The sequence below is a fragment of the Geodermatophilus sp. SYSU D00663 genome, assembly GCF_054050655.1.
The window spans coordinates 77,902-100,619 of record NZ_JBJGZT010000013.1; the positions used below are offsets into that span (position 1 = coordinate 77,902).

The following is a 22,718-nucleotide window of genomic DNA, read 5'->3' on the forward strand; positions in this document are numbered from 1 at the left end:
GGAGACGCCGCGTGTCCGCAGGAGAGTGGGCCGGACTGATCGCCGCCCTGGCGCTGGTGCTGCTGGTGCTGCTGCTGGCCGTCCCGCTGCTGAAGCTGGGACGCACCCTGGACGAGGCCACGCTGACCATCCGGCAGACCCGGGAGGAGAGCCGGCCGATCCTCACCCAGGCGCAGACGACGATCGCCCAGGTCAACAGCAACCTCGAGCGGGTCGACGACATCACCGGCAACGCGGCGAACGTGTCGAGCAACGTCGCGGCGCTGACCAGCGTCGTCGCCGCCACCGTGGGCAGCCCGCTGATCAAGGTCGCCGCGTTCAGCTACGGCGTCCGCAGCGCGACGAGGAAGCGCCGCGAGGGCCAGGCGATCGCCGAGGCCGCCGCCCGTGACAAGGCCGAGCGCCGCGCGCGCCGCGCCGCCCGGCGGGCCGCCTGATGCGCCGGCTGTTCTGGCTGGCGATGGGCATCACCATCGGCGCGCTCGTCGTCCGCAAGCTGTCCCGGGCCGCGGAGAAGCTCACCCCGCAGGGCATCGCCGGCGCGCTGGTCGAGGGCCTGCGCGACCTCGCCGACGCGATCGGCGAGTTCGGCGCCGACGTGCGCGCCGCGGCCGCGGCCCGCGAGGAGGAGCTGCGCTCCGGCACCGGGCTCGACGCGCCGCTGCCCGAGCGCGACACGACCCAGCTCCAGCTCCCCGGGCGACGCGGCGCCCACGCCGCCGACCGCTGAGCACCCACCCCGCGGGGGCCGCCCCCGCCACCCTGCCCCTGTCGCCGGAGACCGAGTAGGCCATGCAGACCGCCGAGATCCGCCGCCGCTTCCTGCAGCACTTCGAGCAGCGCGGCCACACCGTCGTCCCCAGCGCCTCGCTGGTGTCGCCGGACCCCTCCCTGCTGTTCACCGTCGCCGGCATGGTGCCGTTCATCCCGTACCTGACCGGCCGCGAGCCCGCGCCGTTCCCGCGGGCCACCAGCGTGCAGAAGTGCGTGCGCACCCTCGACATCGAGGAGGTGGGCAAGACCACCCGCCACGGCACGTTCTTCCAGATGAACGGCAACTTCTCCTTCGGGGACTACTTCAAGGAGGGGGCGATCCAGCACGCCTGGGACCTGGTCACCGGGCGGGTGGAGGACGGCGGGCTGGGCTTCGACCCCGACCGCATCTGGGTCACCGTCTACCTCGACGACGACGAGGCCGCCGACGCCTGGCACCGCATCGCCGGGCTGCCGCTCGAGCGCATCCAGCGGCTGGGCAAGAAGGACAACTACTGGCACACCGGCGCCGACGGCCCCGGCGGCCCGTGCTCGGAGATCTACTTCGACCGCGGCCCCGCGTACGGCCCCGACGGCGGCCCGCTGGTCGACACGGCCGGTGACCGGTTCCTGGAGATCTGGAACCTCGTCTTCATGCAGTACGAGCTCACCGACGTCCGGAGCAAGGAGGACTTCCGGATCGTCGGGGAGCTGCCGAAGAAGAACATCGACACCGGCATGGGCCTGGAGCGGGTGGCCTTCCTGCTGCAGGGCGTCGACAACATGTACGAGATCGACGAGGTGGCGCCGGTGCTGCGCCGCGCCGCCGACCTCGCCGGCGTCACCTACGGCAAGGACCACGACGCCGACGTCCGGCTGCGCGTGGTCGCCGACCACGTCCGCAGCGGCCTGATGCTCATCGGCGACGGCGTCACCCCCGGCAACGAGGGCCGCGGCTACATCCTCCGCCGGCTGCTGCGCCGCGCGGTCCGCTCGATGCGGCTGCTCGGCGTCGACGCCGCCACGCTGCCCGAGCTGCTGCCGGTCTCCCGCGACGCGATGGGCGCGAGCTACCCCGAGCTGGTCACCGACTTCGACCGCATCTCCGCCGTCGCCTACGCCGAGGAGGAGGCGTTCCGCCGCACCCTCGCCTCGGGCACCGCGCTGTTCGACACCGCCGTCGCGCGGGCCAAGGCCGCCGGGACGCCGTCGCTGTCGGGGGAGCAGGCGTTCTCCCTGCACGACACCTACGGCTTCCCGATCGACGTCACCCTCGAGATGGCCGCCGAGCAGGGCGTGACCGTCGACGAGGACGGCTTCCGGGCGCTCATGCAGCAGCAGCGCGACCGGGCCCGCGCCGACGCCCGCGCCAAGCGCACCGGCTCGGTCGACGTCCTGGCCTACCGCCGGCTGCTGGCCGACCACGGCCCCACCGACTGGCGGGCCTACTCCACCCTGCGCACCGACTCCCGCGTGCTCGGCCTGGTCGCCGACCTCGCCGCGGAGGAGGGTGCCCCGGCCGCGCCGGCCGGGCCGGGCGAGGTCACCCGCGTGGTCCTGGACCGGACGCCGTTCTACGCCGAGTCCGGCGGCCAGGTCGCCGACGCCGGCACCCTGACCTGGGACGGCGGCCGCGCCGAGGTGCTCGACGTGCAGCGGCCGGTCAAGGGCCTGGTCGTGCACCAGGTCCGGGTCCTCGAGGGCGAGCTGGCCGAGGGCGCGGAGCTCACCGCCGAGGTGGACCGCGAGTGGCGGCTGTCGGCCTGCCAGGCGCACTCGGGCACGCACGTGGTGCACGCCGCGCTGCGCCAGGTGCTCGGCCCGCAGGCGCTGCAGTCGGGCTCCTACAACCGCCCGGGCTACCTGCGGCTGGACTTCGCCTGGCAGGGGGCGCTCACCCTGCAGCAGCGGCACGACATCGAGGACGTCGCCAACGCGGCCGTGCGCGCCGACCACCGGGTCACCGCCACCTACATGACGCTGCCCGAGGCGCAGGCGATCGGCGCGCTGGCGCTGTTCGGCGAGACCTACGGCGAGCAGGTGCGCGTCGTCGAGATCGGCGGCCCCTGGTCGCGCGAGCTGTGCGGTGGCACGCACGTCGCCGGCTCGGCGCAGATCGGCACGCTCGCGCTGACCGGCGAGTCGTCGGTCGGCTCGGGCGCGCGGCGCGTGGAGGCCGTCGTCGGCCTCGAGGGCTTCCGCTACCTGGCCCGCGAGCGCGACCTGGTGCGCCAGCTCGGCGAGCTGCTCAAGTCGCCCACCGACGGGCTGGTCGACCGGGTCGGCGGCATCCTGTCCCGGCTGCGCGACGTGGAGCGGGAGGTCGCCGACCTGCGCGCCCAGCAGACCCAGGCCGCGGCCGGTCAGCTGGCGGCGGGCGCGACGGACGTCGGCGGGGTCGCCGTCGTCACCGCGGCGCCGGCCGGCCTGTCCGGCGGTGACCTGCGCACCCTCGCCCTGGACGTCCGCGGGCGGCTCGGCGAGCGCCCCGCGGTCGTCTTGCTGGCCTCGGAGTCGGGGGGCAAGGTGGCTCTGGTCGCAGCACTGAACCCCGCCGCCCAGCAGCGCGGGTTGTCCGCCAGCGACGTGCTGCGTGCCGCGGCGGCCCCGGTCGGGGGCCGCGGTGGTGGCAAGCCCGACGTCGCCCAGGGCGGCGGCACGGACCCGGGCGGCATCCCCGCCGCCCTGCAGGCCGGCGAAGAGGCGGTCGCGACCGCCACAGGGAGGTGAGCGGAGTGCCCGAGCAGCGCCCCGACGAGACCGGTCCGGTGGGGGAGCGGCGCGTGCAGGGCCGCCCGGCGGTGCCGCCGTCGCGGCCCCGGCAGACCCCGCCCCCGGCGCAGCAGCCGGTGCACCACCGCACCGAGCAGATCGACCTGCGTGCCGGCTTCCCGCCGGTGCGCAACGAGACCACCGAGATCGACCTGTCCCAGGGGCTGCCCGCGGGGCTGCCGCTGCCGCCGCGCCGGTCCCGCCAGGGCCGCCGGCTCGGGCTCGACGTCGGCACGGTGCGGATCGGCGTCGCGCTGTCGGACCCCACCGGCACGCTGGCCAGCCCGCTGGAGACCGTGGAGCGCCGCCGCGACGGCGGCGACCTCGACCGGATCGCCGCCCTCGTCGAGGAACACGAGGTGACAGAGGTGATCGTGGGGGAGCCGAGGCACCTGTCGGGTGCGTCGGGCGCCTCCGCCCGGGAAGCGCGTGCCTACTCTCGGTCACTCGCCGGGCGCATCGGCAGCGTGCCCGTGCACCTCGTCGACGAGAGGCTCTCCACCGTGACCGCAGCCGGTTCCCTGCGGGCCAACGGGCTCGACAGCCGCGCCCAGCGTCCCGTGATCGACCAGGCCGCCGCCGTGGTCATCCTCCAGGCGTACCTCGACGCCCAGCGGGGGCGCTCATGACCGAGCTCGCGAGGTCGTGCAAGGGCACAGCACCGGTGGGCACCGGTACGCCGAGCGTCAGCGAGGTGTGCCGGTGACCGGTCCGGTCCCGCCGTACGGGCGGGGCCTCCCCGGCATGCCGGACGTCCCGGCGCCCCCCGCGGGTGCCTGGCCGGCCGGCCCGCAGACGACACGGCTGCCCCTCGGCCCCGGCCCGGCCCGTCCCGGCACCCCGTCCCGCGCCGGCCTGCTGGACCGCGACGTCCGGCCGGTGACCGCCGGCCGGCACGCCGCCCCGGACGACGCGGACGCCGGCGCCGGGGGCGGCGCGCCCGAGGACGACCGCACCGGCCCGCTGCCCGGCGACAGCCAGCCCGTGCCGCCGCTGCCCGGCGTCCCGCCGCGGCCGTCCGGCCCGTGGTCGAAGCTCGCCCGCCGCAACGAGACCACCGACCCCGACGACGCGCCCACCGTGGCCGCGGCCGCCGTCGGCCCGCACGACGAGCCCGCCGACGACGAGGACCCCACCGGCGGCCTCGAGGTCCTCGGCGCCGGCAGCGCGGACCGCCCCCGCCGGCGCGGCCGGCGCGCCCGCGACGAGGCCGAGGAGCACGGGCACGCCGCCGTCTTCGGCGACGACCCCGACGAGACCGGCTCCGCCGACCTCCACGACGGCGACCTGCACGACGGCGACCTGCACGACGGCGACCTGCACGACGGCGACCTGCACGACGGCGACCTGCACGACGGCGACCTCTACGACGACCACGAGGCCGCACCCGCGCCCCGCCGGCGCTCCGGCCGCCGCCGCAGCCCGCTGGCCAACGTCCTGGCGCTGCTGGTCCTCGCCGGGCTCGTCGCCGGCATCGTCTTCGGCGGCAGGGCCCTCATCGGCCTGGTCAACCCTGAGGCCGAGGACTACGCCGGCGCGGGCACCGGCAGCGTCGAGGTGCGCGTCGGCGAGGGCGACACCCTCAGCGACATCGCCCGCACCCTCGTCGACGCCGACGTCATCGCCTCCTCCGAGCCGTTCGTCGACGCCGCCGAGGCGAACGCGGCGGCGACCGGCATCCAGCCCGGCGTCTACGAGCTGCGGTCGCAGATGAGCGGCCAGGCCGCCCTCGACCTGCTGCTCGACCCGGCCGCCCGGCAGGTCTCGCGGGTCACCGTCCCCGAGGGCTCCACGCTCGCGGGCACGCTGCAGCGGATCTCCGAGGCGACGGGCACGCCGATCGAGGAACTCCAGGCGGCGGCCGCCGACCCGGCCGCGCTGGGCCTGCCGGCCTACGCGAACGGGCAGCTCGAGGGCTTCCTGTTCCCGGCCACCTACGACGTCGAGCCCGACGACACCGCCGTCGACGTGCTGCGCGCGATGGTCTCCCGGTTCACCGACACGGCGGCCGACGTGCAGCTCGAGCAGCGGGCCGCCGCGGCCGGGCGCTCGGTGTACGACGTCGTCGTCGTCGCCTCGATGATCGAGCGGGAGACCAAGGTCGACGACGAGCGGGTGGACGTCGCGCAGGTCGTCTACAACCGCCTGTCGCAGGGCATCCCGCTCGGGATCGACGCGACGCTGGCCTACGGGCTCGGCAAGAACGGCAACGACCTCACCGTCACCGACCTGCAGACCGACAGCCCGTACAACACGCGGACCCGGGCCGGCCTCCCGCCGACGCCGATCGCGGCGCCCGGTGAGGCGAGCCTGGAGGCGGCGCTGGCGCCGACGACCGGGGACCTCCTGTACTACGTGCTGGAGTCCCCGGACGGGCGGCACTTCTTCACCGCCAGCTACGACGAGTTCCTGGCGGCCCGCCAGCGGTGCGCCGACGCCGGCCTCGGGTGTGGTGGCTGACCGGCCCGTGCCCGCACCGGCCCCGCCCGGCCGGGCGGCCGTCGTCGGCCGCCCGGTCGGGCACTCGCTCTCCCCGCTGCTGCACCGCGCCGCCTACGCCGCGCTCGGCCTGACCGGCTGGACCTACGACGCGCTCGACGTGGGCGCCGAGGACCTGCCCGACCTGGTCGCCGGCCTCGGCCCGGAGTGGCGGGGGTTCTCGGTGACCATGCCGTGCAAGCAGGCGGCGGTCGCCGTCGCCGACGCCGTCGAGCCGCTGCCCCGGCTGCTGGGCGCGGCGAACACCCTCGTGCACACCGACGCCGGCTGGCGGGCGGAGAACACCGACGCACACGGCGTCGGCATGGCGCTGCAGGCCGGCGGCGTCGAGCGGGTCTCCCACGCGGCGATCGTCGGCGCGGGCGGGACGGCCGCGGCCGCCGCCGTCGCGCTGGCCGAGCTCGGCGCGGAGTCGGTCGACGTGCTGGTCCGCGACCCGTCCCGCGCCGCCGACGTCACCCGGGTGCTCGGGGTCCTGGGGGTGGAGGCCGTGGTCCGGGTCCTGGAGCCCGGCCCGGTCGAGGCACCGGTCGTCGTCAGCACCGTGCCGATCGGCGCGCACCGGGACCTCGCGGGCCTCGGCTGGCACGCCGGGCAGACGGTGCTCGACGTGCTCTACGCGCCGTGGCCCACGCCGGTGGCCGCCGCGGCCGACCGGGCCGGCGCCACGGTGGTCAGCGGCATCGAGATGCTGTTCTGGCAGGCCACGGTGCAGGTCGAGCTGATGACCGGGCTGCCCGCGCCGCTGGGCCCCATGCGCGCCGCGCTGGACGCCCGCTGAGCCCTCCCGTCCCGCGCGAGCTGCTGCTGGCGGCCGCCGTCCTGGCCGCCGCGGCGCTCGGCCCGCCGCTGGCGCGCGCCGCCGTCCGGCTGGCCGGCCGGGACCCCGCGGCGCGGGCCACGCCCGCCCGCGCCCTGCTCAGCGCGCTCGTCCTCGTCCTGCTGCTGTGCGGCGCGGTGCTGCTCACCGGCGCCCGCCCGGCGACCGCCGCCTACGCCTGGGCCGCCGGCGCCGCCGTCGTCCTCGCCCAGGTCGACCTCGCCGTCCACCGGCTGCCCGACCGGGTCACGCTCCCGGCCGCGGCCGTGTGCGCCGCCGCCCTGCTCGCCGACGCCGCCCTGCTCGGCACCTGGCCCGCGCTGCTGCGGGCGCTGCTCGCCGCGGCCGCGGCCGGCGGGATCGCGCTGCTCGCCGCCCTGGCCGGGCCGTCGGGGCTGGGCCTCGGCGACGTCAAGCTGCTCGCGCTGCTCGGGCTGCTGCTGGGCTGGGCCGGCTGGGGCGTGCTGCTCGCGGGGGTGTTCCTCGGCCTGCTCGCCGGTGCCGCCGCCTCGCTCGTCCTGGTGGCGACCGGCCGGGCCGGCTGGGACACGCCCGTCGCGTTCGGCCCGCCGCTGCTGCTCGGCGCGGTCCTCGCCCTGGTGGTCGAGGGGCCGCTGGCGTGACGACACCGACTGGCAGAATCGGCGCCATGTTGCGCTGGCTGACCGCCGGTGAGTCGCACGGCCAGCAGCTCACCGCCATCCTCGAGGGCCTGCCCGCCGGCGTGCGGGTGCAGACCTCCGACCTCGACGTCGACCTGGCCCGCCGCCGGCTGGGCCACGGCCGGGGCGCGCGGATGTCCTTCGAGCAGGACGTCGTCACCCTCACCGGGGGCGTCCGGCACGGGCTGACCATGGGGGGGCCGATCGCGGTCCAGGTGGGCAACACCGAGTGGCCCAAGTGGACGACGGTCATGTCGGCCGACCCGGTCGACCCCGCGGTGCTCGAGGGGCAGGCCCGGAACGCGCCGCTGACCCGGCCGCGGCCCGGCCACGCCGACCTCGCCGGCATGCAGAAGTACGGCTTCGACGACGCCCGCCCGGTGCTGGAGCGGGCCAGCGCCCGCGAGACCGCCGCCCGGGTGGCGCTCGGCGCCGTCGCGAAGGCGTTCCTGCGGCAGGCGCTCGGCGTCGAGGTGGTCAGTCACGTCGTCGCGATCGGCCCGGTCACCGTCCCCGACGGCGTGCTGCCCGGCCCGCAGGACAACCCGCGCATCGACGAGGACCCGGTGCGCTGCGCCGACCCGGCCACCAGCGAGGCGATGGTCGCCGAGGTCGACGACGCCCGGAAGAACGGCGACACGCTCGGCGGCGTCGTCGAGGTCGTCGTCCACGGGCTGCCGCCGGGCCTGGGCAGCCACGTGCACTGGGACCGCCGCCTCGACGCCCGGCTGGCCGCGGCGCTCATGGGCGTGCAGTCGGTCAAGGCGGTGGAGGTCGGCGACGGCCTGGAGACCGCCCGCCGCCGGGGCTCGGTGGCCCACGACGAGATCGTCAGCGAGGACGGCCGGCTGCGCCGGGTCACCGACCGCGCCGGCGGCATCGAGGGCGGCATGACCAACGGCGAGGCGCTGCGCGTGCGCGCGGCGATGAAGCCGATCTCCACGGTGCCGCGGGCGCTGGCCACCGTCGACGTCGCCACCGGGGACGCCGCGGTCGCGATCAACCAGCGCAGCGACGCCTGCGCGGTGCCCCGCGGGGCGGTGGTGATGGAGGCGATGGTCGCGCTGGTGCTCGCCGACGCCGCGCTGGAGAAGTTCGGCGGCGACTCGGTGGCCGAGACCCGCCGCAACGCGCAGGCCTACCTCGACGCGCTCCCGTACCGGTGACGCGGCCCGTCCTCGTCCTCGTCGGCCCGCCGGCGTCGGGCAAGACGACCGTCGGGACGGCGGTGGCGACCGCGCTGGGACTGCCGTTCCGGGACACCGACGCCGACGTCGAGGCCGCCGCCGGCACCAGCGTCGCCGACCTGTTCGTCACGCACGGCGAGCCGCACTTCCGGGCGCTGGAGGAGCAGGCGGTCGCCCGCGCGCTCGGCGAGCACGACGGCGTCCTCGCGCTCGGCGGCGGCGCGGTGCTCAGCGCCGCCACCCGCGAGTCGCTGGTCGGCTACGGCCGCGCCGGCGGCACCGTCGTCCACCTCGACGTCGACGTCCCCTCGGCCGCCCGCCGGGCCGGCCTGTCCCGGGACCGCCCGCTGCTGGCGGTCAACCCGCGGGCGATGCTGCGCACCCTGCTCGAGCAGCGCGCCCCGCTCTACGCGGAGGTCGCCACCGTGGTCGTGCCCACCGCCGGCCGCACGCCGGAGGACGTCGTCGCGGACGTGCTGTCCGCCCTGCCCGCCGGGAGCGCCCGGTGAGGCGCGTGACCGTCCCGGGCGAGAAGCCCTACGACGTCGTCATCGGGCCGGGCGCGCAGGCCGAGGTGGGCCTGCTGCTCGCCGGGACGCCCAAGGCCGCGGTCGTGCACAGCCCGCCGCTGGCCGCGCTCGCCGGCGCCGCCGTCGAGACGCTGCAGACCGCCGGGGTGGCCGCCGAGGCCGTCGTCGTGCCCGACGGCGAGGCGGCGAAGACCGCCGCGGTCGCCGCGGCCGCCTGGGAGGAGTTCGGCCGGCTCGGGCTGACCCGCTCGGACGCCGTCGTCGGCGTCGGCGGGGGAGCGGTCACCGACCTCGCCGGGTTCCTCGCCGCCACGTGGACCCGCGGCGTCCGCGTGGTGCACCTGCCGACCAGCGTGCTCGGCATGGTCGACGCCGCGGTGGGCGGCAAGACCGGCATCAACACCGGCGCCGGCAAGAACCTCGTCGGCGCGTTCCACCCGCCGGCCGGCGTCCTCGCCGACACCGACGTGCTCGCCGGGCTCCCGGAGGCGGAGTTCCGCGCCGGGATGGCCGAGGTGGTCAAGTGCGGGTTCATCGCCGACGGCACGATCCTCGACCTGCTCGCCGCCGACCCCACGGGCCGGCGCGACACCGGGGAGCTCGTGGAGCGGGCCGTGCGGGTCAAGGCCGACGCGGTGGGCCAGGACCTGTTCGACACCGGCGTCCGCGAGTACCTCAACTACGGGCACACCCTCGGCCACGCCATCGAGCGGGTCGAGGACTTCCGCTGGCGGCACGGCGAGGCGGTCGCCGTCGGGCTGGTCTTCGCCGCCGAGCTCGGCGCGCAGGCCGGCCTGCTCCCCCGCGCGGAGGCCGACCGGCACCGCGAGCTGGTGGCGGCGATGGGCCTGCCGACCCGCTACCGGGGTGACTGGGCGGCGCTGCAGGCGGTGATGCGCGTGGACAAGAAGGCCCGCGGGGCGACGCTGCGGTTCGTCGTCCTCGACGGCATCGGCAACCCGACGATCCTGACCGACCCCGAGCAGGCGTGGCTGGACGCGGCGTGGGCCGCAGTGGCGGAGGCAGCGTGACGATCCAGGTCCTCAACGGCGCCAACCTGGGCCGGCTCGGCACCCGCGAGCCCGAGGTCTACGGCACGACGACGTACGCCGAGCTTGTGGCGATGGTCGAGGAGGCCGCCGCCGGGCTCGGGCTCGCCGTGCGGGTGCGGCAGACCGACTCCGAGGCCGAGCTGCTCGGCTGGGTGCACGAGGCGACCGACGCCGGTGACCCGGTCGTGGTCAACCCGGGCGGCTGGTCGCACACCTCGGTGGTGCTGCACGACGCGCTGGCCGCGGTGACGGCACCGGTCGTGGAGGTGCACATCTCGAACATCCACCGGCGCGAGGAGTTCCGGCACCACTCCTACGTCTCCCGCGTCGCCGACGGCGTCATCGCCGGGCTCGGCGTCCAGGGCTACGAGCTGGCGCTGCGGTACCTGGCGGCGAAGGGGGTCTCGTGAGCAGGGCGGCCGAACGGCGGGAGCGGCTGCGGGCGACCGCCGCCGAGCGCGGGCTGGACGCCGTCCTGGTGACCGACCTGCTCAACGTCCGCTACCTGACCGGGTTCACCGGGTCCAACGGCGCGCTGCTGCTGCGCACCGAGGGGGCCGACCTGTTCGGCACCGACGGCCGGTACACGACCCAGGCCGGCACCCAGGTGCCCGACGTCGAGCTGCTGGTCGACCGCGGCACCGTCCCGGCCCTCGCGCAGGAGGCGGTGCGCCGCGGCGCGGGCCGGATCGGCTACGAGAGCCACGTGGTCACCGTCGACGGGCTGGCCCAGCTCGAGCGGGTGCTCGCCGACGCCGCGGCCGGCGGGACCGTGCCGGAGCTGGTGTCGGTCCGCCGCGCGGTCGAGGAGTTGCGCGCGGTCAAGGACGACGACGAGGTCGCCGCGCTGCGCCGGGCGTGCGCGGTCGCCGACCAGGCGCTGGCCGAGCTCGCCTCCGAGGGCGCGCTGCGGCCCGGGCGCACCGAGCTGGAGGTCGGCCGGGAGCTCGACGCCCGCATGCTGGCACTGGGCGCCGAGGCGCCGTCGTTCGAGACGATCGTGGCCACCGGCGCGAACTCCGCGATCCCGCACCACCGGCCCGACCGCTCGGTGCTGGCCGGCGGCGACCTCCTCAAGCTCGACTTCGGCGCGACCGTCGACGGCTACCACTCCGACATGACCCGCACGCTGGTGCTCGGGCACGCCGCCGACTGGCAGCGCGAGGTGTACGCGCTGGTGGCCGAGGCGCAGGCGGCCGGGCGGGCGGCGCTGGCGGTCGGGGCCGACGTCGTCGCCGTCGACGCCGCCTCCCGCGACGTCATCGCGGCGGCCGGGCACGCCGACCACTTCACCCACGGCCTGGGGCACGGGGTGGGCCTGGAGATCCACGAGGCGCCGGGCATCGGCCCGCTGGGCGCGGGTAGTCTGGCCGCCGGCATGGCCGTCACCGTGGAGCCGGGGGTCTACCTCCCCGGGCACGGCGGTGTCCGGATCGAGGACACGCTCGTCGTCACGGCGGACGCGCCCGAGTTGTTGACCCTCACGAGCAAGGAACTGCTGGTCCTCTAGATGGCTACCACCAACGACCTCAAGAACGGCATGGTCCTCAACCTCGACGGCCAGCTGTGGTCCGTCACCGAGTTCCAGCACGTCAAGCCCGGCAAGGGCGGCGCGTTCGTGCGGACGACGCTGAAGAACGTGCTCTCGGGCAAGGTCGTCGACCGCACCTTCAACGCCGGCACCAAGGTCGACACGGCCACCGTCGACAAGCGGAACATGACCTACCTGTACCGCGAGGGCAACGACTTCGTCTTCATGGACGGCGACACCTTCGAGCAGATCTACGTCCCGTCCGAGACCGTCGGCAGCGGCGCGGCCTACCTGCTCGACAACACCGAGGTCGTCGTCGCGGTGCACGAGGGCACCCCGCTCTACGTCGAGCTGCCGGTGACCATGGAGCTCGTCGTCCAGCACACCGACCCGGGCCTGCAGGGCGACCGCTCCACCGGCGGCACCAAGCCCGCCACCCTCGAGACCGGCGCGCAGATCAACGTGCCGCTGTTCGTCAACACCGGCGACAAGCTCAAGGTCGACACCCGCGACGGCCGGTACCTCGGCCGCGCCAACTGACGCACCCCTCCGAGCCATGGCTGCCCGCACCAAGGCGCGCAAGCGCGCCGTCGACGTCCTCTACGAGGCGGACCTGCGGGGCACCGACCCGGTGGAGCTGCTGCGCGAGCGGATCGCCGACCCCTCGCCGCCCGTCCCCGACCACGCCGTCCGGCTGGTCGAGGGCGTGGCGGCGCACCAGGCGCGCATCGACGAGCTGATCGGGCAGCACGCCCGCGGCTGGTCGCTCGAGCGCCTCCCCGACGTCGACCGCGCGATCCTGCGTATGGCGGTGTTCGAGCTGCTCTGGGCCGACGACGTGCCCGACGCCGTCGTCATCGACGAGGCCGTGGAACTCGCCCGCGCGCTGTCCACCGACGACTCGCCGGCCTACGTCAACGGCGTGCTCGGCGCCATCCTCGACGCCGAGGTCCCCACCGGCTGACCCGGCCGGCCGGTCGCGCGGCGGCGGGCCGAGGTCGCCGCCGGCGGTCGGACCTCAGCCGCGGGTGACCGTGAACGCCACCCGGCCGTCCGCGACCTCCGTGCAGGTCAGCTGCAGCCCGCCCGCCGAGGTCGTCCGCCCCACCGTGCAGGAGACGTCCCGGTCCTCGACCCGGAGGGTCGCCCGGTCGCCGTCGGTCCCGGTGAGCCCGATCGTCGTCCCGAGCACGTGGGCCCGGGCGCCGCTCCCTCCCAGCGTCACCGAGCAGGAGTCCCCGGAGCACGACACCAGGCTCACGGACCCGGAGCCTCCTCCCACGGCCGCGCTGACGCCGATCGAGCTCAGCCACCCGGACAGCGGACCGGCAGGACCGGCGGAGCTGCTCCAGGAGAACGAGCCGCACACCAGGAGCAGCGCCGAGAGCAGGACGGGGAACCGACTCTCCACGGGTACCTCCGGACGGTCGTGGGGTGGTCGTCGGGACGCCGCCGGCGGGCGACGCACCCCTCGTCGCGCCATCCCAGCACGTCGCGGCGGCGCAGGGTGCGGTCCCCGGACCGGTCCCGTGGTCCCTGGCCGCACCTCGGTGGTGCCGACCGGCTGCGTCCGTGGTGCCCGCCCGCTGGTGCGGGACGGCCGGGGACGACACGGTGCCCGGGACCGGGGCGCGCCCGCACCGGCGGACCGGACTACTCCACGAACCGCACGCGGAACGAGACGGGCCACAGCTTGCCGGTGAGCAGGTACTCGTCGTCGCCCAGGGCGGCGATGCCGTTGAGGACCGCGTTGGCGTCCGCGCGCTGCTCCTGGTCGAGCAGGCCGGCGGCGTCGACCAGCGCGGTCACCCGCCCGCTCGCCGGGTCGATGCGGACGAGGACGTCGGACTGCCACACGTTCGCCCAGACCTGTCCGTCGACGCACTCCAGCTCGTTGAGCTGGGTCACCGGCTCGTCGTCCAAGGTGACGGCGACCGAGCCGGTCTCGGCGAAGGTGACGGGGTCGTGGAAGCGCAGCTGGTCCGTGCCGTCGCTGCGCACGAGGCGGGTCCCGTCGAAGCACAGCCCCCAGCCCTCGCCCTCCAGCGGCACCTCCTGCCGGAGGGTGAGGGTGGCCCGGTCCCACTCGAGCACCACCCCGTCCTGCCAGGTCAGCTGCCAGATGCGGTCGTCGACCACCGTGATGCCCTCGCCGAACAGCCGGCCGGGGAGCGGCGCGGACCGCCGCACCTCGCCGGTCGCGGGGTCGACCTCGCGCAGCTGGGACCGGCCCGCGAGCCCGGTGCCCTCGTAGAGGGCGCCCTCGTGCACCTCGAACCCCTGGGTGAAGGCCGACGGGTCGTGCGGCACCTCGGCCAGGACCTCCGGCCGCAGCACCGGCACCGGGAGGTCGGGGTCGGTGACCACGGCGTTCCGGGCCCGGACCGACTCCCCGTAGACGGAGACGTCCGCGCTGTCCCGTGCCGAGCAGGCGGGCAGCAGCGCGACGGCGAGGACGACGGCGGCCAGGGCCCGGCGGCGGATGCCACGGTTCATCGAGCGGTCACGATCCGTTCGGGTCGGTCGGGTCACAGGGGTCGCCGAGTCATGGGTCGTTCGGTCACAGGGCCACCAGGCCACCGCCACCGGGTCACCGGGTCGCCGGGGGTGCGTCGACGGGGGACCGCCGGCGGACCCGGCCGGCGACCCGGGACGGCCCGGAGCCGCAGAGACTACGAACCGGCCGGCGGGTCCGGAAGGGACGGCTCCCGTAGATGCGTGCCCGTTCCCTGCAGTACGTACCGCACGGAACCGGCACCGTGGTGGACGGAGCCTGGGACCGGGATCCGGCTCGGCCCAGATCGGTGGTGGCCACTGATGCCGCCGTCCGTGCCGCAGCCCGAGACTTTCGCCTGCCGATCCCGGACCGCGGCCGGGCCCGGCAGACCACGGGGCGATCGGGGAGGCCGGCGGCGACGCCGCAGTCCTGATCCCGGCAGGCCTCATCCCCGGTACCGAATCCTGAGGAGATCCCATGTTCGAGGACCAGACCGTCGAGCTGCTGCCCGAGCGCACCACCATGCAGTTCTTCGCGGCACAGAACTTCAACAACGCCGTCGCCGCGGCCGTGAACGCCGGCAACGTCAACGTGGGCGGCGACCAGGCCAACATCGCCGCCGCCCTCGCGCTCGCGGGCAGCAACGTCTTCATCGGTGGCTGACGCCTGAGCCTCCTGCCGATGGAGTGATGCGAGGCCCGGCCGCGTGCCGGGTCAGGGAGGGGCGGTCGTTCGCGGCCGCCCCTCTTCCCGTTCTCGGCGCTCGGTGTACGGGAGCCGGCGCCTCCTCCACGCGAGGACCCACATGGCCCTCGCGTCGATCTGTGGGCCTCCGGGCTCGGTGCCGTGGGCGCCACCTACGTGCCCCGCCTTCGCGGATCGGTGGTGGTCGCAATCGGCGTCGATGGCGGGACCGGAAGAGTTAGGTGCCGGACGCTGATGCCGCCGGTCCGGTGGCGGCTGGAGACTTCCGCGCGCCGACTCCGGACCGCGGCCGGGCTCGGCAGCCACGGGGCGAGCAGGGGGGACCGACAGCCCCGCTGCGGTCCTGCTCCTGGCGGACTCCATCCAGTACTGATCCTGAAGGAGACACCATGTCCGAGGACCTGAAGCTCTTCGCCGACGAGCAGGTCGAGCTGCTGCCCGAGCGCACCACCATGCAGTTCTTCGTGCAGAACGGCAACAACGCGACCGCGGTGGCCGCCAACGTGCTGAACGTGAACGTCGGTGGCAACCAGCTCAACGCCGCCGTGGCCGCCGCGCTCGCGGGCAGCAACGTCGGCATCGGCTGAGGCTCTTGCCGATCGAGTGGTGCGAGGCCCGGCTCGTGCGCCGGGCCAGGGAGGGGCGGCCGGTCTCCGGTCGCTCCTCCTCCGCGTTCCCGGCCCCGCCCGTGCGGCCGGCGCCCGAGCCTCAGGGGACCCCTAGGTGGTCACCCCGCTGTCCTGCGCGCGCGGTGCCCGTGCCAGGTCCACCCCGTACGTGGCCCGCCCGGCTGGGGGCGGTGGTCCCGGAGGCACCGGGTCAGTGCCGGCATCGGAGCAGATAGGTGCCGAGTGCGGATGTCGTGCGTCCCCCCGCGGCCCGAGACTTCCGCGTGCCGATCCCGGACCGCGGCCGGGCTCGGCAGACCACGGGGCGATCAGGAGGGTCCGGCGGCACCACTGCGGTCCTGTTCCTGGCGGACTCCATCCAGTACCGATCCTGAAGGAGACACCATGTCCACGGACCTCGAGCTCTTCGCCGACGAGCAGGTCGAGCTGCTGCCCGAGCGCACCACGATGCAGGCCGGGTTCTTCCAGAACGGCAACCTCTCCATCGCCGTCGCGGTGAACGCGGGCAACATCAACTTCGGCGGCACCCAGATCAACGCCGCCGTCGCCGCGGCGCTCGCCGGGAGCAACGTCCGCTTCGGCGGCTGACAGCGCCACGGGCCGGCGGCTGCTGACGCACCCGCCGCGTCCAGGGGAGGGGCGGCCGGTCACCGGCCGCCCCTCCCCGTGTCCGGATCGGCCGACGAGGGACGGAGAGGGAAGCGTGACGCAGACCGAGGTCCTCGACCGCCCGGCAACAGGTGGGATCCCGCTGCCACGGCTGGCCCCGGGCACCGAGCTGCTGGGCGAGTACCGGGACTCCGCCTACGAGGACCCCCGGTTCATCATCCGCCGGGTCGACGGGCAGGTCATGCAGCTGCCCCGCCTGCTCTACCGGGTGGCCGCTTCCCTCGACGGCCGGGACACCGAGCAGGTCGCGGCCGACCTGAGCGCCGAGCTCGGCCGTGTGCTGACCGCCGAGCAGGTGACCTTCCTGGTCGAGGAGCGGCTCCGGCCCGCCGGGATCGTCGCTGCCGACCACGTCGACGAGCACGTCGCCGGGGCCGGGGACGCGAGCCCGCAGGCGCCGGTCCGCGCCGACCCGCTGCTGGGCCTCCGCTACCGCGCCGGTGTCATCCCGGCCGCCGTCAGCTGGCGCATCGCCGGGTTCTTCCGGCCGCTGTTCACCCGGCCGGCCTGGGTGGCGCTGGTCACCGCGTTCCTCGCCGTCGACGTGTGGATCGTGGCCCAGGGCGACGTCCTCGGCCGGATGGAGTCCGCCGTCGTCGACGTGGCCCGGCAGCCGGGGCTCATCCTCGCCCTCCTCGGCCTCACCGTGGTCTTCACCGCCTTCCACGAGTGCGGCCACGTGACCGCCTGCCGCTACGGCGGCGCCCGGCCTGGTGAGGTCGGCGTCGGGCTCTACATCGTCTGGCCGGCCTTCTACAGCAAGGTCACCGACAGCTACCGCCTCGACCGGGTCGGGCGGCTGCGGACCGACCTGGGGGGCGTCTACTTCAACTGCATCGCCATGCTGGCGCTGGGCCTGTGCTACCTCGGGACGGGCGAGCCGTGGCTGCTCATCGCGCTGGTCACGATGCACGCGCAGACGGCCTGGCAGTTCCTCCCCAACCTGCGGATGGACGGCTACTACATCCTCGCCGACCTGGTGGGGGTCCCCGAGCTGTTCGGCTTCGTGAAGCCGGCGCTGCTGAGCCTGCTCCCGGGCCGCCCGTCCCACCCGCTCCTGCGCAAGCTCAGGCCACGGGCGCGCCGGGTGGTCGTGCTGTGGGTCGCACTGATCGTCCCCACGCTGCTCGCCTGGCTGGTCGCCGTCCTCGTCGCCCTGCCGCACCTGCTGCCCGTCGCCTGGCAGGCGTCGCTGGAGTACCTCCGGCGTCTCGACGCCGACGCCCGGAGCGGGGACGTCCTGGCCACCACGCTGGGCGTCTTCCAGCTCCTGCTCCTGGCCCTGCCGTGGCTCGGCCTGGGGCTCGTCCTGTGGTCACTGGCCTCCCTGGTCGCCCGGCGTCCCGTCGCCCTGGTCGCCGGCCGTCCCGCCGTCCGCTGGGCCGGGCGGGTCGGGTCGGCCCACCGGGCAGCCGTCCGCCGGGTCGGTGCGGTGGTCGGGCTGGCAGGCCTCGGCGCCCTCCTGCTCGTGCGGGTGGCCTCCGTCGCGTGGTCGCACCCGGCCACCGCGGCGGAACTCCGGCTGGTGGACGGCGCGTGGGCCGCCCTGCACGGCGTGGACGGTGCCGCAGCGGGCTCCGGCGATCGGCTGCTGCGCCTGCAGGTGGCCGGCTACGCCTGGCTGACCGGTGCCTTCGAGCGGCACGACACGATCCTGGCGGGAGGCCGGGAACTCGCGGTCGTGGCTTCCGCGGTCCTGGTGGTGGCGCTCCTCGTGCTCGTCCGGACCCGGCGCGTACGCCCGGTCGCGGTGGCCCTGCCCCTGCTGGCGGTGCTCGTGATGGGGCCGGCGGTCACCGTGCTCGCCACGGTCGGCAGCGGTCTGGTCGGGGCCGCGTGGGCCGCCGTGGGCGCGCTCGTGCTGACCCGGGCACGGCGCCCCGTCGCGGGGGCGCTCGGGATCGCCGCCGTCGCGGTGGGCGTGGCGACCGAGCCCCTGGTCGCCGTCCCGCTGGCCGTGGGCATCGGGACCCACCTCGGAGCCGGATCGGGCCGGCGCGCGCGGCACGCGGGCGGACCCCGGCACGCCCGCCCGGACACGGTGGAGGGCGACACCCGACCGTGGCTGGCAGCGCTCGTCGTCCTCCCGGTCGCCGCTGTGGTGGCCACCGTGCCGAGCGGTCCGGCCGACCTCCCCCTCGGAGCCTCCGAGCGCGCCGTGCTGCTGCTCCTCGCGGCGCTCGCCGTCGGCACCGGGTTCCTCCTCCGCGGCCTCCGCCTGCCGGCGGCAGCTGCCGGTGCGGCCACCGTGCCGGCCGTGGTGCCCTGGCACGGGGCCGGCACGGCGCTCCCGGTGGTGCTGGTCGCCGTGGTGCTGCTCGGCGTCCTGTTCGCTGCCGCGTGGACCGGTGGCCCGGCGACGGCCCGACCGCACCCGCTGCTCAGGGGCACCTTCCTCGTGACCGCCCTGGTCGTCGTGATCACCGGAGCGCTCTTCCTGCCGGTGTCCGCGCGGACCCCGCCGCACCAGCAGCTCGCCGACTGGATCGCCGGGCCGGCGTCCTCCGGCGGCACAGTGGCGGTGCCGGCCGGGCTGTGGGGGGACCTCCTCCGGGACGGGGTCACGCCCGATCGGCTGGTCCGGGACGGGTCGCCGGCGGCCGCGGAGGCGGACTGGGAGGTCACGGTCGGCGGCCCCACCGCCGGTACACCGCCGGCTGCCGCCTTCGGCGGGGGGCCCGCTGTCCTCATGGTCAGTCCGGGAACGGGGACCGGGGGAGCGGCCTCCGATCGGGCGAACTGATTGTGAGGGAGGGGTAGCGCAGGGGCACGACCCGGGCCGCGCGGGAGCCCGGACGTCGAATTCGGGACGAATCCGTGACTAAAGTCGCCGCGCGGGATCCGTACCAGTAGCTCGGGGGAGCGGCAGTGGCGAGGGAGCTCATGCCGGGAGCGGTGGAACGACGGACGGGACACGGGATGCCGTGGTCCGTCCCTGATCGCGCTCGTCCCGTCTGATGGAGGCGATGCGCTGGCCCCTCATGGGTCGGGAAGCCGAGCTCAGGACCATGAACGCTGCGCTCACCGCGAGGCCGGAGCGCAGCCTGGTGATCACGGGTCCCCCGGGGGTGGGGCGGTCCCGACTGGCTCGGGAGGCCCTGACCGCCGCCGCGCAGCGGGGCCACCCGACCGCGTGGGCCGTGGCCACCGGTGCCGCGGCGCTCGTGCCGCTCGGCGCGTTGGCCCACCTCCTGCCCGCGGTGGACGACGGCGCAACCGGACTGGCCCTGCTGCAACGGGCGACCGCGGCCATCGCCGGGGACGGGACCGGTCCGACCCCGGTCCTCGCCGTCGACGACGCCCATCTGCTCGACCAGATGTCGGTGACCCTCCTGCACCAGCTCGCCGCGAGCGGTGCGGTCATGCTGGTCCTGACCGTGCGCACAGGCGCGACAGAGCCGGATCCGGCCGCCCCGCTGTGGAAGGACGGGCTGGCCGACCGGATCCACCTGGAGCCGTTGCGCCGCGCCGAGCTCGTCCGGCTGGTCGGCCAGGTGCTCGGCGGGGACGTGGACGCCCGGACGGGTGAGCGACTCTGGCACCTGAGTCAAGGCAACCCGTTGTTCCTCCGGGAGCTGCTGGAGGACGGCGTCTGGAGCGGTCGGCTGACGAAGTGCGAGGGGGCGTGGCGGTGGCAGGACGCCATGCTGCCGTCCCAGCGGCTGTGTGAGATCGTGCTGGCCCAGCTGGGGCAGCTGGATGCCGCGGAATGGCGGGTGCTGGAGGTCCTCGCCACGGTCGAACCGCTGTCGGCCCGGGAGGTCGAGGCGCTGAGCAGCCGGGAGGCCGTCGCCCGGCTCGAACGCCTCGGCGTCGTCGTCGACGACGCCGAGGGGACGCCGGGTCTCGTCCGTACGGCACACCCGCTGTACACGGAGGTCGTCCGGAGCCGTACACCCGAGGCGGTGCTCCGATCCATCCGTCGTGAGCTCCTCGCCGGCTCCGGGGACGACCGGTCCCCGGCACACGTCGCAGCCCGGTGCCTGGCACTGCTCGACGGAGGGGAGCCGGTGCCCGACACCGGGCAGCTCACCGCGGCCGCACGGCGTGCGGCCGCGATGCTGGACCACCGCCTCGCCGGGCGCCTGGCGCGGGCCGCCGTCGAGGCGGGCGGGCAGGCGCCGGCGTACCTCGCGCTGGTGGAGGCCACCACCTGGCCCGGGTCCCCGGTGGAGACCGAGGACCTCACCCGCCACGCCGCAGAGGTCGCCGTCACGGACGACGACCGCGTCGAGGCCACGGTGATCCGGGTGCTGGACCTGGCCTGCGCCCTCGGTCAGGTCGCCCAGGCGCAGGCCGTGCTCGACGCGGTGGTCCCGGCAGTCCGTTCCGACCACGGCCGCTCCCTCCTCGCGGCGACCGGGGCGGTCCTCGCGTTCTGCAGCGGCGACCCGCTCGGGGCGGTGGACCGGGCAACGGCTGTGCGCTCCACCGCCCGCGAAGGGGAGCCGGCCTGGCAGCTCGCGACCGCCGCGGCTGCACTGGGGCACGCCGTCACCGGAGCTCCGCGGTCGGCGCTGGCCAGGGTCGCCGAGGGGCGGGCCGGTCTCTCGTGGCCGGATGGGAGGAGCGTGCCCGCCTTCGTGCACCTGGCGTTGGCGCAGGCCGAGGTCATGGCGCTCCGCCTGAGCGGACGGGCGCGTGAGCTCGAGTCCCTCGCTGCTGACCTCCACCGGCGCAACCTGGCCGGCCCGGAGTGGTACGGGGACGCCGTCGCCTCCCTGCACTGTGGCTGGGCCGCGCTCGCCGCCGGGCGGGTACGAGTGGCGGCCCGCTGGCTGGTCAGCGCGTACACGGGCCTGCGGAGGGCCGACCCGCTGGGTCTCCTGCCGGTGTGCCGCTCCCAGCTCGCGATGGCGCGGGCGCTCCTCGGCGACGTCGACGCCGCACGCGGGCTCGTCGCCGAACTCGACGGAGCCGCCTCCGCCGCGCTCCCCGTCTACGCCCCCTTCGTCCTCGTCGCGCGCGCCGTGGTGGCCGGTGCCCAGGGACACTCCGCCGAGGCCGCCCGGCTCAGCCGGGAGGCCGCTCGAAGCGCCGCCGAGCAGGGGCAGGTGGCGACCGAGGCGGTCGTCCTGCACACCACCTTCCGCTTCGGGCGCCCGCTCCACGTGGTCGACCGGCTCGGCGTCCTCGCCCGGCGCTGCGAGTCGGCCTACGTGCAGGACCTCGCCGACCACGTGGGGGCGATCGTGGCCGAGAACGGGGACGACCTCGACGTGCTGAGCCGCCGCTTCGAGGAGGCCGGCCTGCTGCTGACCGCTGCGGACGCCGCCGCGGAGGCGGCGGCCGCCCACGAGCGCCGCGGCGCGCGGCGTGCGGCGGCCACGGCCATGGCACGGGCCGTCACGCTGGCACGCGAGTGCGGCCTGGCAGGCAGTCAGTCCCTGCAGGCGCTGCTGCCCCCGTCCCTGACCGCACGGGAGCAGGAGGTGGCTCGGCTGGCCAGCCTCGGGTTGAGCAACGTGCAGATCGCGGACCGGCTGGTCGTGTCGGTGCGCACCGTCGAGGCGCACCTCTCTCACATCTACGGCAAGCTCGGCATCACCGGTCGGACCGAGCTGTCCGACGCGCTCGTGGACCCGCCACCGCGCACGGGCCCTCCGAACGGCGCCCGGGGGGAGTTGACGCTGCGCGGGCGGCGGCTGTCCGCGCGGCTGTGACCGCGGACCCGGGCGGGTGCGGACACAGGCCCCGGTCACCCGAGCCGGACCGACCCGGCCGGTGGCCGGGGCGCACGCACTCCGTGGCCCGGTCTCGTCGTGCTGTCGCGAGGCCTGCCGCGGGACAGCGGTGTCTCCTCAGCGGGGGGCGCGGCGCCGGTCCCAGGCCTCGTCCTCGTCGTCGACGGGGCCGCCGACGCCGTCCATGCCGGGGTTGAGCACGCCCCACTCGATGAGCCGGGTGGTGAGCTCGTCGGGGCTCATGTCGTAGATGATCGCCAGCGACTTGAGGTCCTCCGCGCGGATGGAGAGGACCTTGCCGTTGTAGTCGTGGCGCTGCGCCTGGATGGTCGAGGCATAGCGGGCGAGCGGGCCGGCCTCGTCGGCGGGCAGCGAGCCCAGCGACTCGAGGTTCAGGACGATCTTGGTCGTCGAGGTGACGGCCGAGGAGGGGCGCGGGTCGGGCAGCAGCTCGGAGACCGGCACGCCGTAGAACACGGCGAGCTCGGAGAGCCGCTGGACGGTCACCGCTCGGTCCCCGCGTTCATAGGACCCGACGACGACGGCCTTCCAGCGTCCGTGCGACTTGTCCTCCACGCCCTGGAGGGAGAGACCCTGCTGGTTGCGGATGGCCCGCAGCCGGGCGCCGAGTGCCCGTGAGTAGTCGGTGCTCATGCGTCTCTGCTCACTGTCCGTCGTCGTGTCGGAGGCCGGTTCGTCACGCAGCGTACTCACAAGTGGCGGATGGC

22 protein-coding genes are annotated in these 22,718 nt (G+C 75.7%); 19 read left to right on the forward strand and 3 right to left on the reverse strand.

Annotated elements, in window-relative coordinates; genetic code table 11:
- Positions 1 to 11: 11 nt before the first annotated feature.
- From ACI79Z_RS12150 to nusB, 14 genes are all read left to right on the forward strand, one after another.
- Positions 12 to 437: a DUF948 domain-containing protein gene (locus ACI79Z_RS12150; RefSeq protein ID WP_387986799.1), complete on the forward strand. Its 426-nt coding sequence runs from the start codon at positions 12 to 14 to the stop codon at positions 435 to 437.
- Positions 437 to 730 carry a hypothetical protein gene (locus ACI79Z_RS12155; protein ID WP_387986802.1) on the forward strand — a complete coding sequence of 98 codons (294 nt, stop codon included), beginning with the start codon at positions 437 to 439 and terminating at the stop codon, positions 728 to 730. Before ACI79Z_RS12150 ends, ACI79Z_RS12155 begins: the two co-directional genes overlap by 1 nt.
- 62 nt (positions 731 to 792) lie before the next feature.
- Positions 793 to 3,483 (forward strand): alanine--tRNA ligase, encoded by a 2,691-nt coding sequence (gene alaS, locus ACI79Z_RS12160; RefSeq protein ID WP_387986804.1) that lies wholly within the window; start codon positions 793 to 795, stop codon positions 3,481 to 3,483.
- Positions 3,484 to 3,488: 5 nt separating this feature from the next.
- Complete coding sequence (gene ruvX, locus ACI79Z_RS12165; RefSeq protein WP_387986806.1) at positions 3,489 to 4,154, forward strand: Holliday junction resolvase RuvX; 666 nt, start codon at positions 3,489 to 3,491, stop codon at positions 4,152 to 4,154.
- Between the two features lie 73 nt (positions 4,155 to 4,227).
- Positions 4,228 to 5,985, forward strand: coding sequence for an endolytic transglycosylase MltG (gene mltG, locus ACI79Z_RS12170; RefSeq protein ID WP_456902779.1), 1,758 nt, complete (start codon positions 4,228 to 4,230; stop codon positions 5,983 to 5,985).
- A 7-nt stretch (positions 5,986 to 5,992) separates the two neighbouring features.
- Positions 5,993 to 6,805: a shikimate dehydrogenase gene (locus ACI79Z_RS12175; RefSeq protein ID WP_387986812.1), complete on the forward strand. Its 813-nt coding sequence runs from the start codon at positions 5,993 to 5,995 to the stop codon at positions 6,803 to 6,805.
- A gap of 176 nt (positions 6,806 to 6,981) precedes the next feature.
- Complete coding sequence (locus tag ACI79Z_RS12180) at positions 6,982 to 7,467, forward strand: A24 family peptidase (protein ID WP_456902780.1); 486 nt, start codon at positions 6,982 to 6,984, stop codon at positions 7,465 to 7,467.
- 26 nt (positions 7,468 to 7,493) lie between these two features.
- Positions 7,494 to 8,672 (forward strand): chorismate synthase, encoded by a 1,179-nt coding sequence (gene aroC, locus ACI79Z_RS12185; RefSeq protein ID WP_387986817.1) that lies wholly within the window; start codon positions 7,494 to 7,496, stop codon positions 8,670 to 8,672.
- A complete protein-coding gene (locus ACI79Z_RS12190; protein WP_387986820.1) occupies positions 8,669 to 9,202 on the forward strand; it encodes a shikimate kinase in 534 nt (177 codons plus the stop codon). Before aroC ends, ACI79Z_RS12190 begins: the two co-directional genes overlap by 4 nt.
- Before the next feature lie 5 nt (positions 9,203 to 9,207).
- Positions 9,208 to 10,254: a 3-dehydroquinate synthase gene (gene aroB / locus ACI79Z_RS12195; protein WP_456902781.1), complete on the forward strand. Its 1,047-nt coding sequence runs from the start codon at positions 9,208 to 9,210 to the stop codon at positions 10,252 to 10,254.
- Complete coding sequence (gene aroQ / locus ACI79Z_RS12200; protein WP_387986826.1) at positions 10,251 to 10,685, forward strand: type II 3-dehydroquinate dehydratase; 435 nt, start codon at positions 10,251 to 10,253, stop codon at positions 10,683 to 10,685. Before aroB ends, aroQ begins: the two co-directional genes overlap by 4 nt.
- Positions 10,682 to 11,785, forward strand: a complete 1,104-nt coding sequence (locus ACI79Z_RS12205) for a M24 family metallopeptidase (protein ID WP_456902782.1) — start codon at positions 10,682 to 10,684, stop codon at positions 11,783 to 11,785. Before aroQ ends, ACI79Z_RS12205 begins: the two co-directional genes overlap by 4 nt.
- Entirely contained in the window at positions 11,786 to 12,346 is a 561-nt protein-coding gene (gene efp / locus ACI79Z_RS12210; protein ID WP_456902783.1) for an elongation factor P, read from the forward strand.
- Positions 12,347 to 12,362: 16 nt separating this feature from the next.
- Positions 12,363 to 12,770, forward strand: coding sequence for a transcription antitermination factor NusB (nusB, locus tag ACI79Z_RS12215; RefSeq protein WP_387986834.1), 408 nt, complete (start codon positions 12,363 to 12,365; stop codon positions 12,768 to 12,770).
- A gap of 54 nt (positions 12,771 to 12,824) precedes the next feature.
- Here the strand turns inward: nusB and ACI79Z_RS12220 are convergent, their stop codons facing one another.
- Positions 12,825 to 13,067 carry a hypothetical protein gene (locus tag ACI79Z_RS12220; protein WP_387986836.1) on the reverse strand — a complete coding sequence of 81 codons (243 nt, stop codon included), beginning with the start codon at positions 13,065 to 13,067 and terminating at the stop codon, positions 12,825 to 12,827.
- A 392-nt stretch (positions 13,068 to 13,459) separates the two neighbouring features.
- The gene (locus tag ACI79Z_RS12225) at positions 13,460 to 14,302 is read right to left on the reverse strand and encodes a glutaminyl-peptide cyclotransferase (protein WP_456902784.1); all 843 of its coding nucleotides are present in this window, start codon (positions 14,300 to 14,302) and stop codon (positions 13,460 to 13,462) included.
- Between the two features lie 478 nt (positions 14,303 to 14,780).
- Here ACI79Z_RS12225 and ACI79Z_RS12230 point away from each other — a divergent pair, with 478 nt between their 5' ends.
- The 5 genes from ACI79Z_RS12230 (at position 14,781) to ACI79Z_RS12250 (ending at position 21,969) form a co-directional block, all read left to right on the forward strand.
- On the forward strand, positions 14,781 to 14,966 hold the full coding sequence (locus tag ACI79Z_RS12230; protein WP_456902785.1) for a hypothetical protein: 186 nt from the start codon (positions 14,781 to 14,783) through the stop codon (positions 14,964 to 14,966).
- A 431-nt stretch (positions 14,967 to 15,397) separates the two neighbouring features.
- Positions 15,398 to 15,595 (forward strand): hypothetical protein, encoded by a 198-nt coding sequence (locus ACI79Z_RS12235; protein ID WP_456902786.1) that lies wholly within the window; start codon positions 15,398 to 15,400, stop codon positions 15,593 to 15,595.
- Between the two features lie 426 nt (positions 15,596 to 16,021).
- A complete protein-coding gene (locus ACI79Z_RS12240; protein WP_387986847.1) occupies positions 16,022 to 16,225 on the forward strand; it encodes a hypothetical protein in 204 nt (67 codons plus the stop codon).
- Between the two features lie 115 nt (positions 16,226 to 16,340).
- Complete coding sequence (locus tag ACI79Z_RS12245) at positions 16,341 to 19,049, forward strand: hypothetical protein (RefSeq protein ID WP_456902787.1); 2,709 nt, start codon at positions 16,341 to 16,343, stop codon at positions 19,047 to 19,049.
- 238 nt (positions 19,050 to 19,287) lie between these two features.
- Positions 19,288 to 21,969 carry a LuxR C-terminal-related transcriptional regulator gene (locus ACI79Z_RS12250; RefSeq protein ID WP_456902788.1) on the forward strand — a complete coding sequence of 894 codons (2,682 nt, stop codon included), beginning with the start codon at positions 19,288 to 19,290 and terminating at the stop codon, positions 21,967 to 21,969.
- 138 nt (positions 21,970 to 22,107) lie between these two features.
- Here the strand turns inward: ACI79Z_RS12250 and bldD are convergent, their stop codons facing one another.
- Complete coding sequence (gene bldD / locus ACI79Z_RS12255; protein WP_387986855.1) at positions 22,108 to 22,644, reverse strand: transcriptional regulator BldD; 537 nt, start codon at positions 22,642 to 22,644, stop codon at positions 22,108 to 22,110.
- Positions 22,645 to 22,718 lie beyond the last annotated feature (74 nt).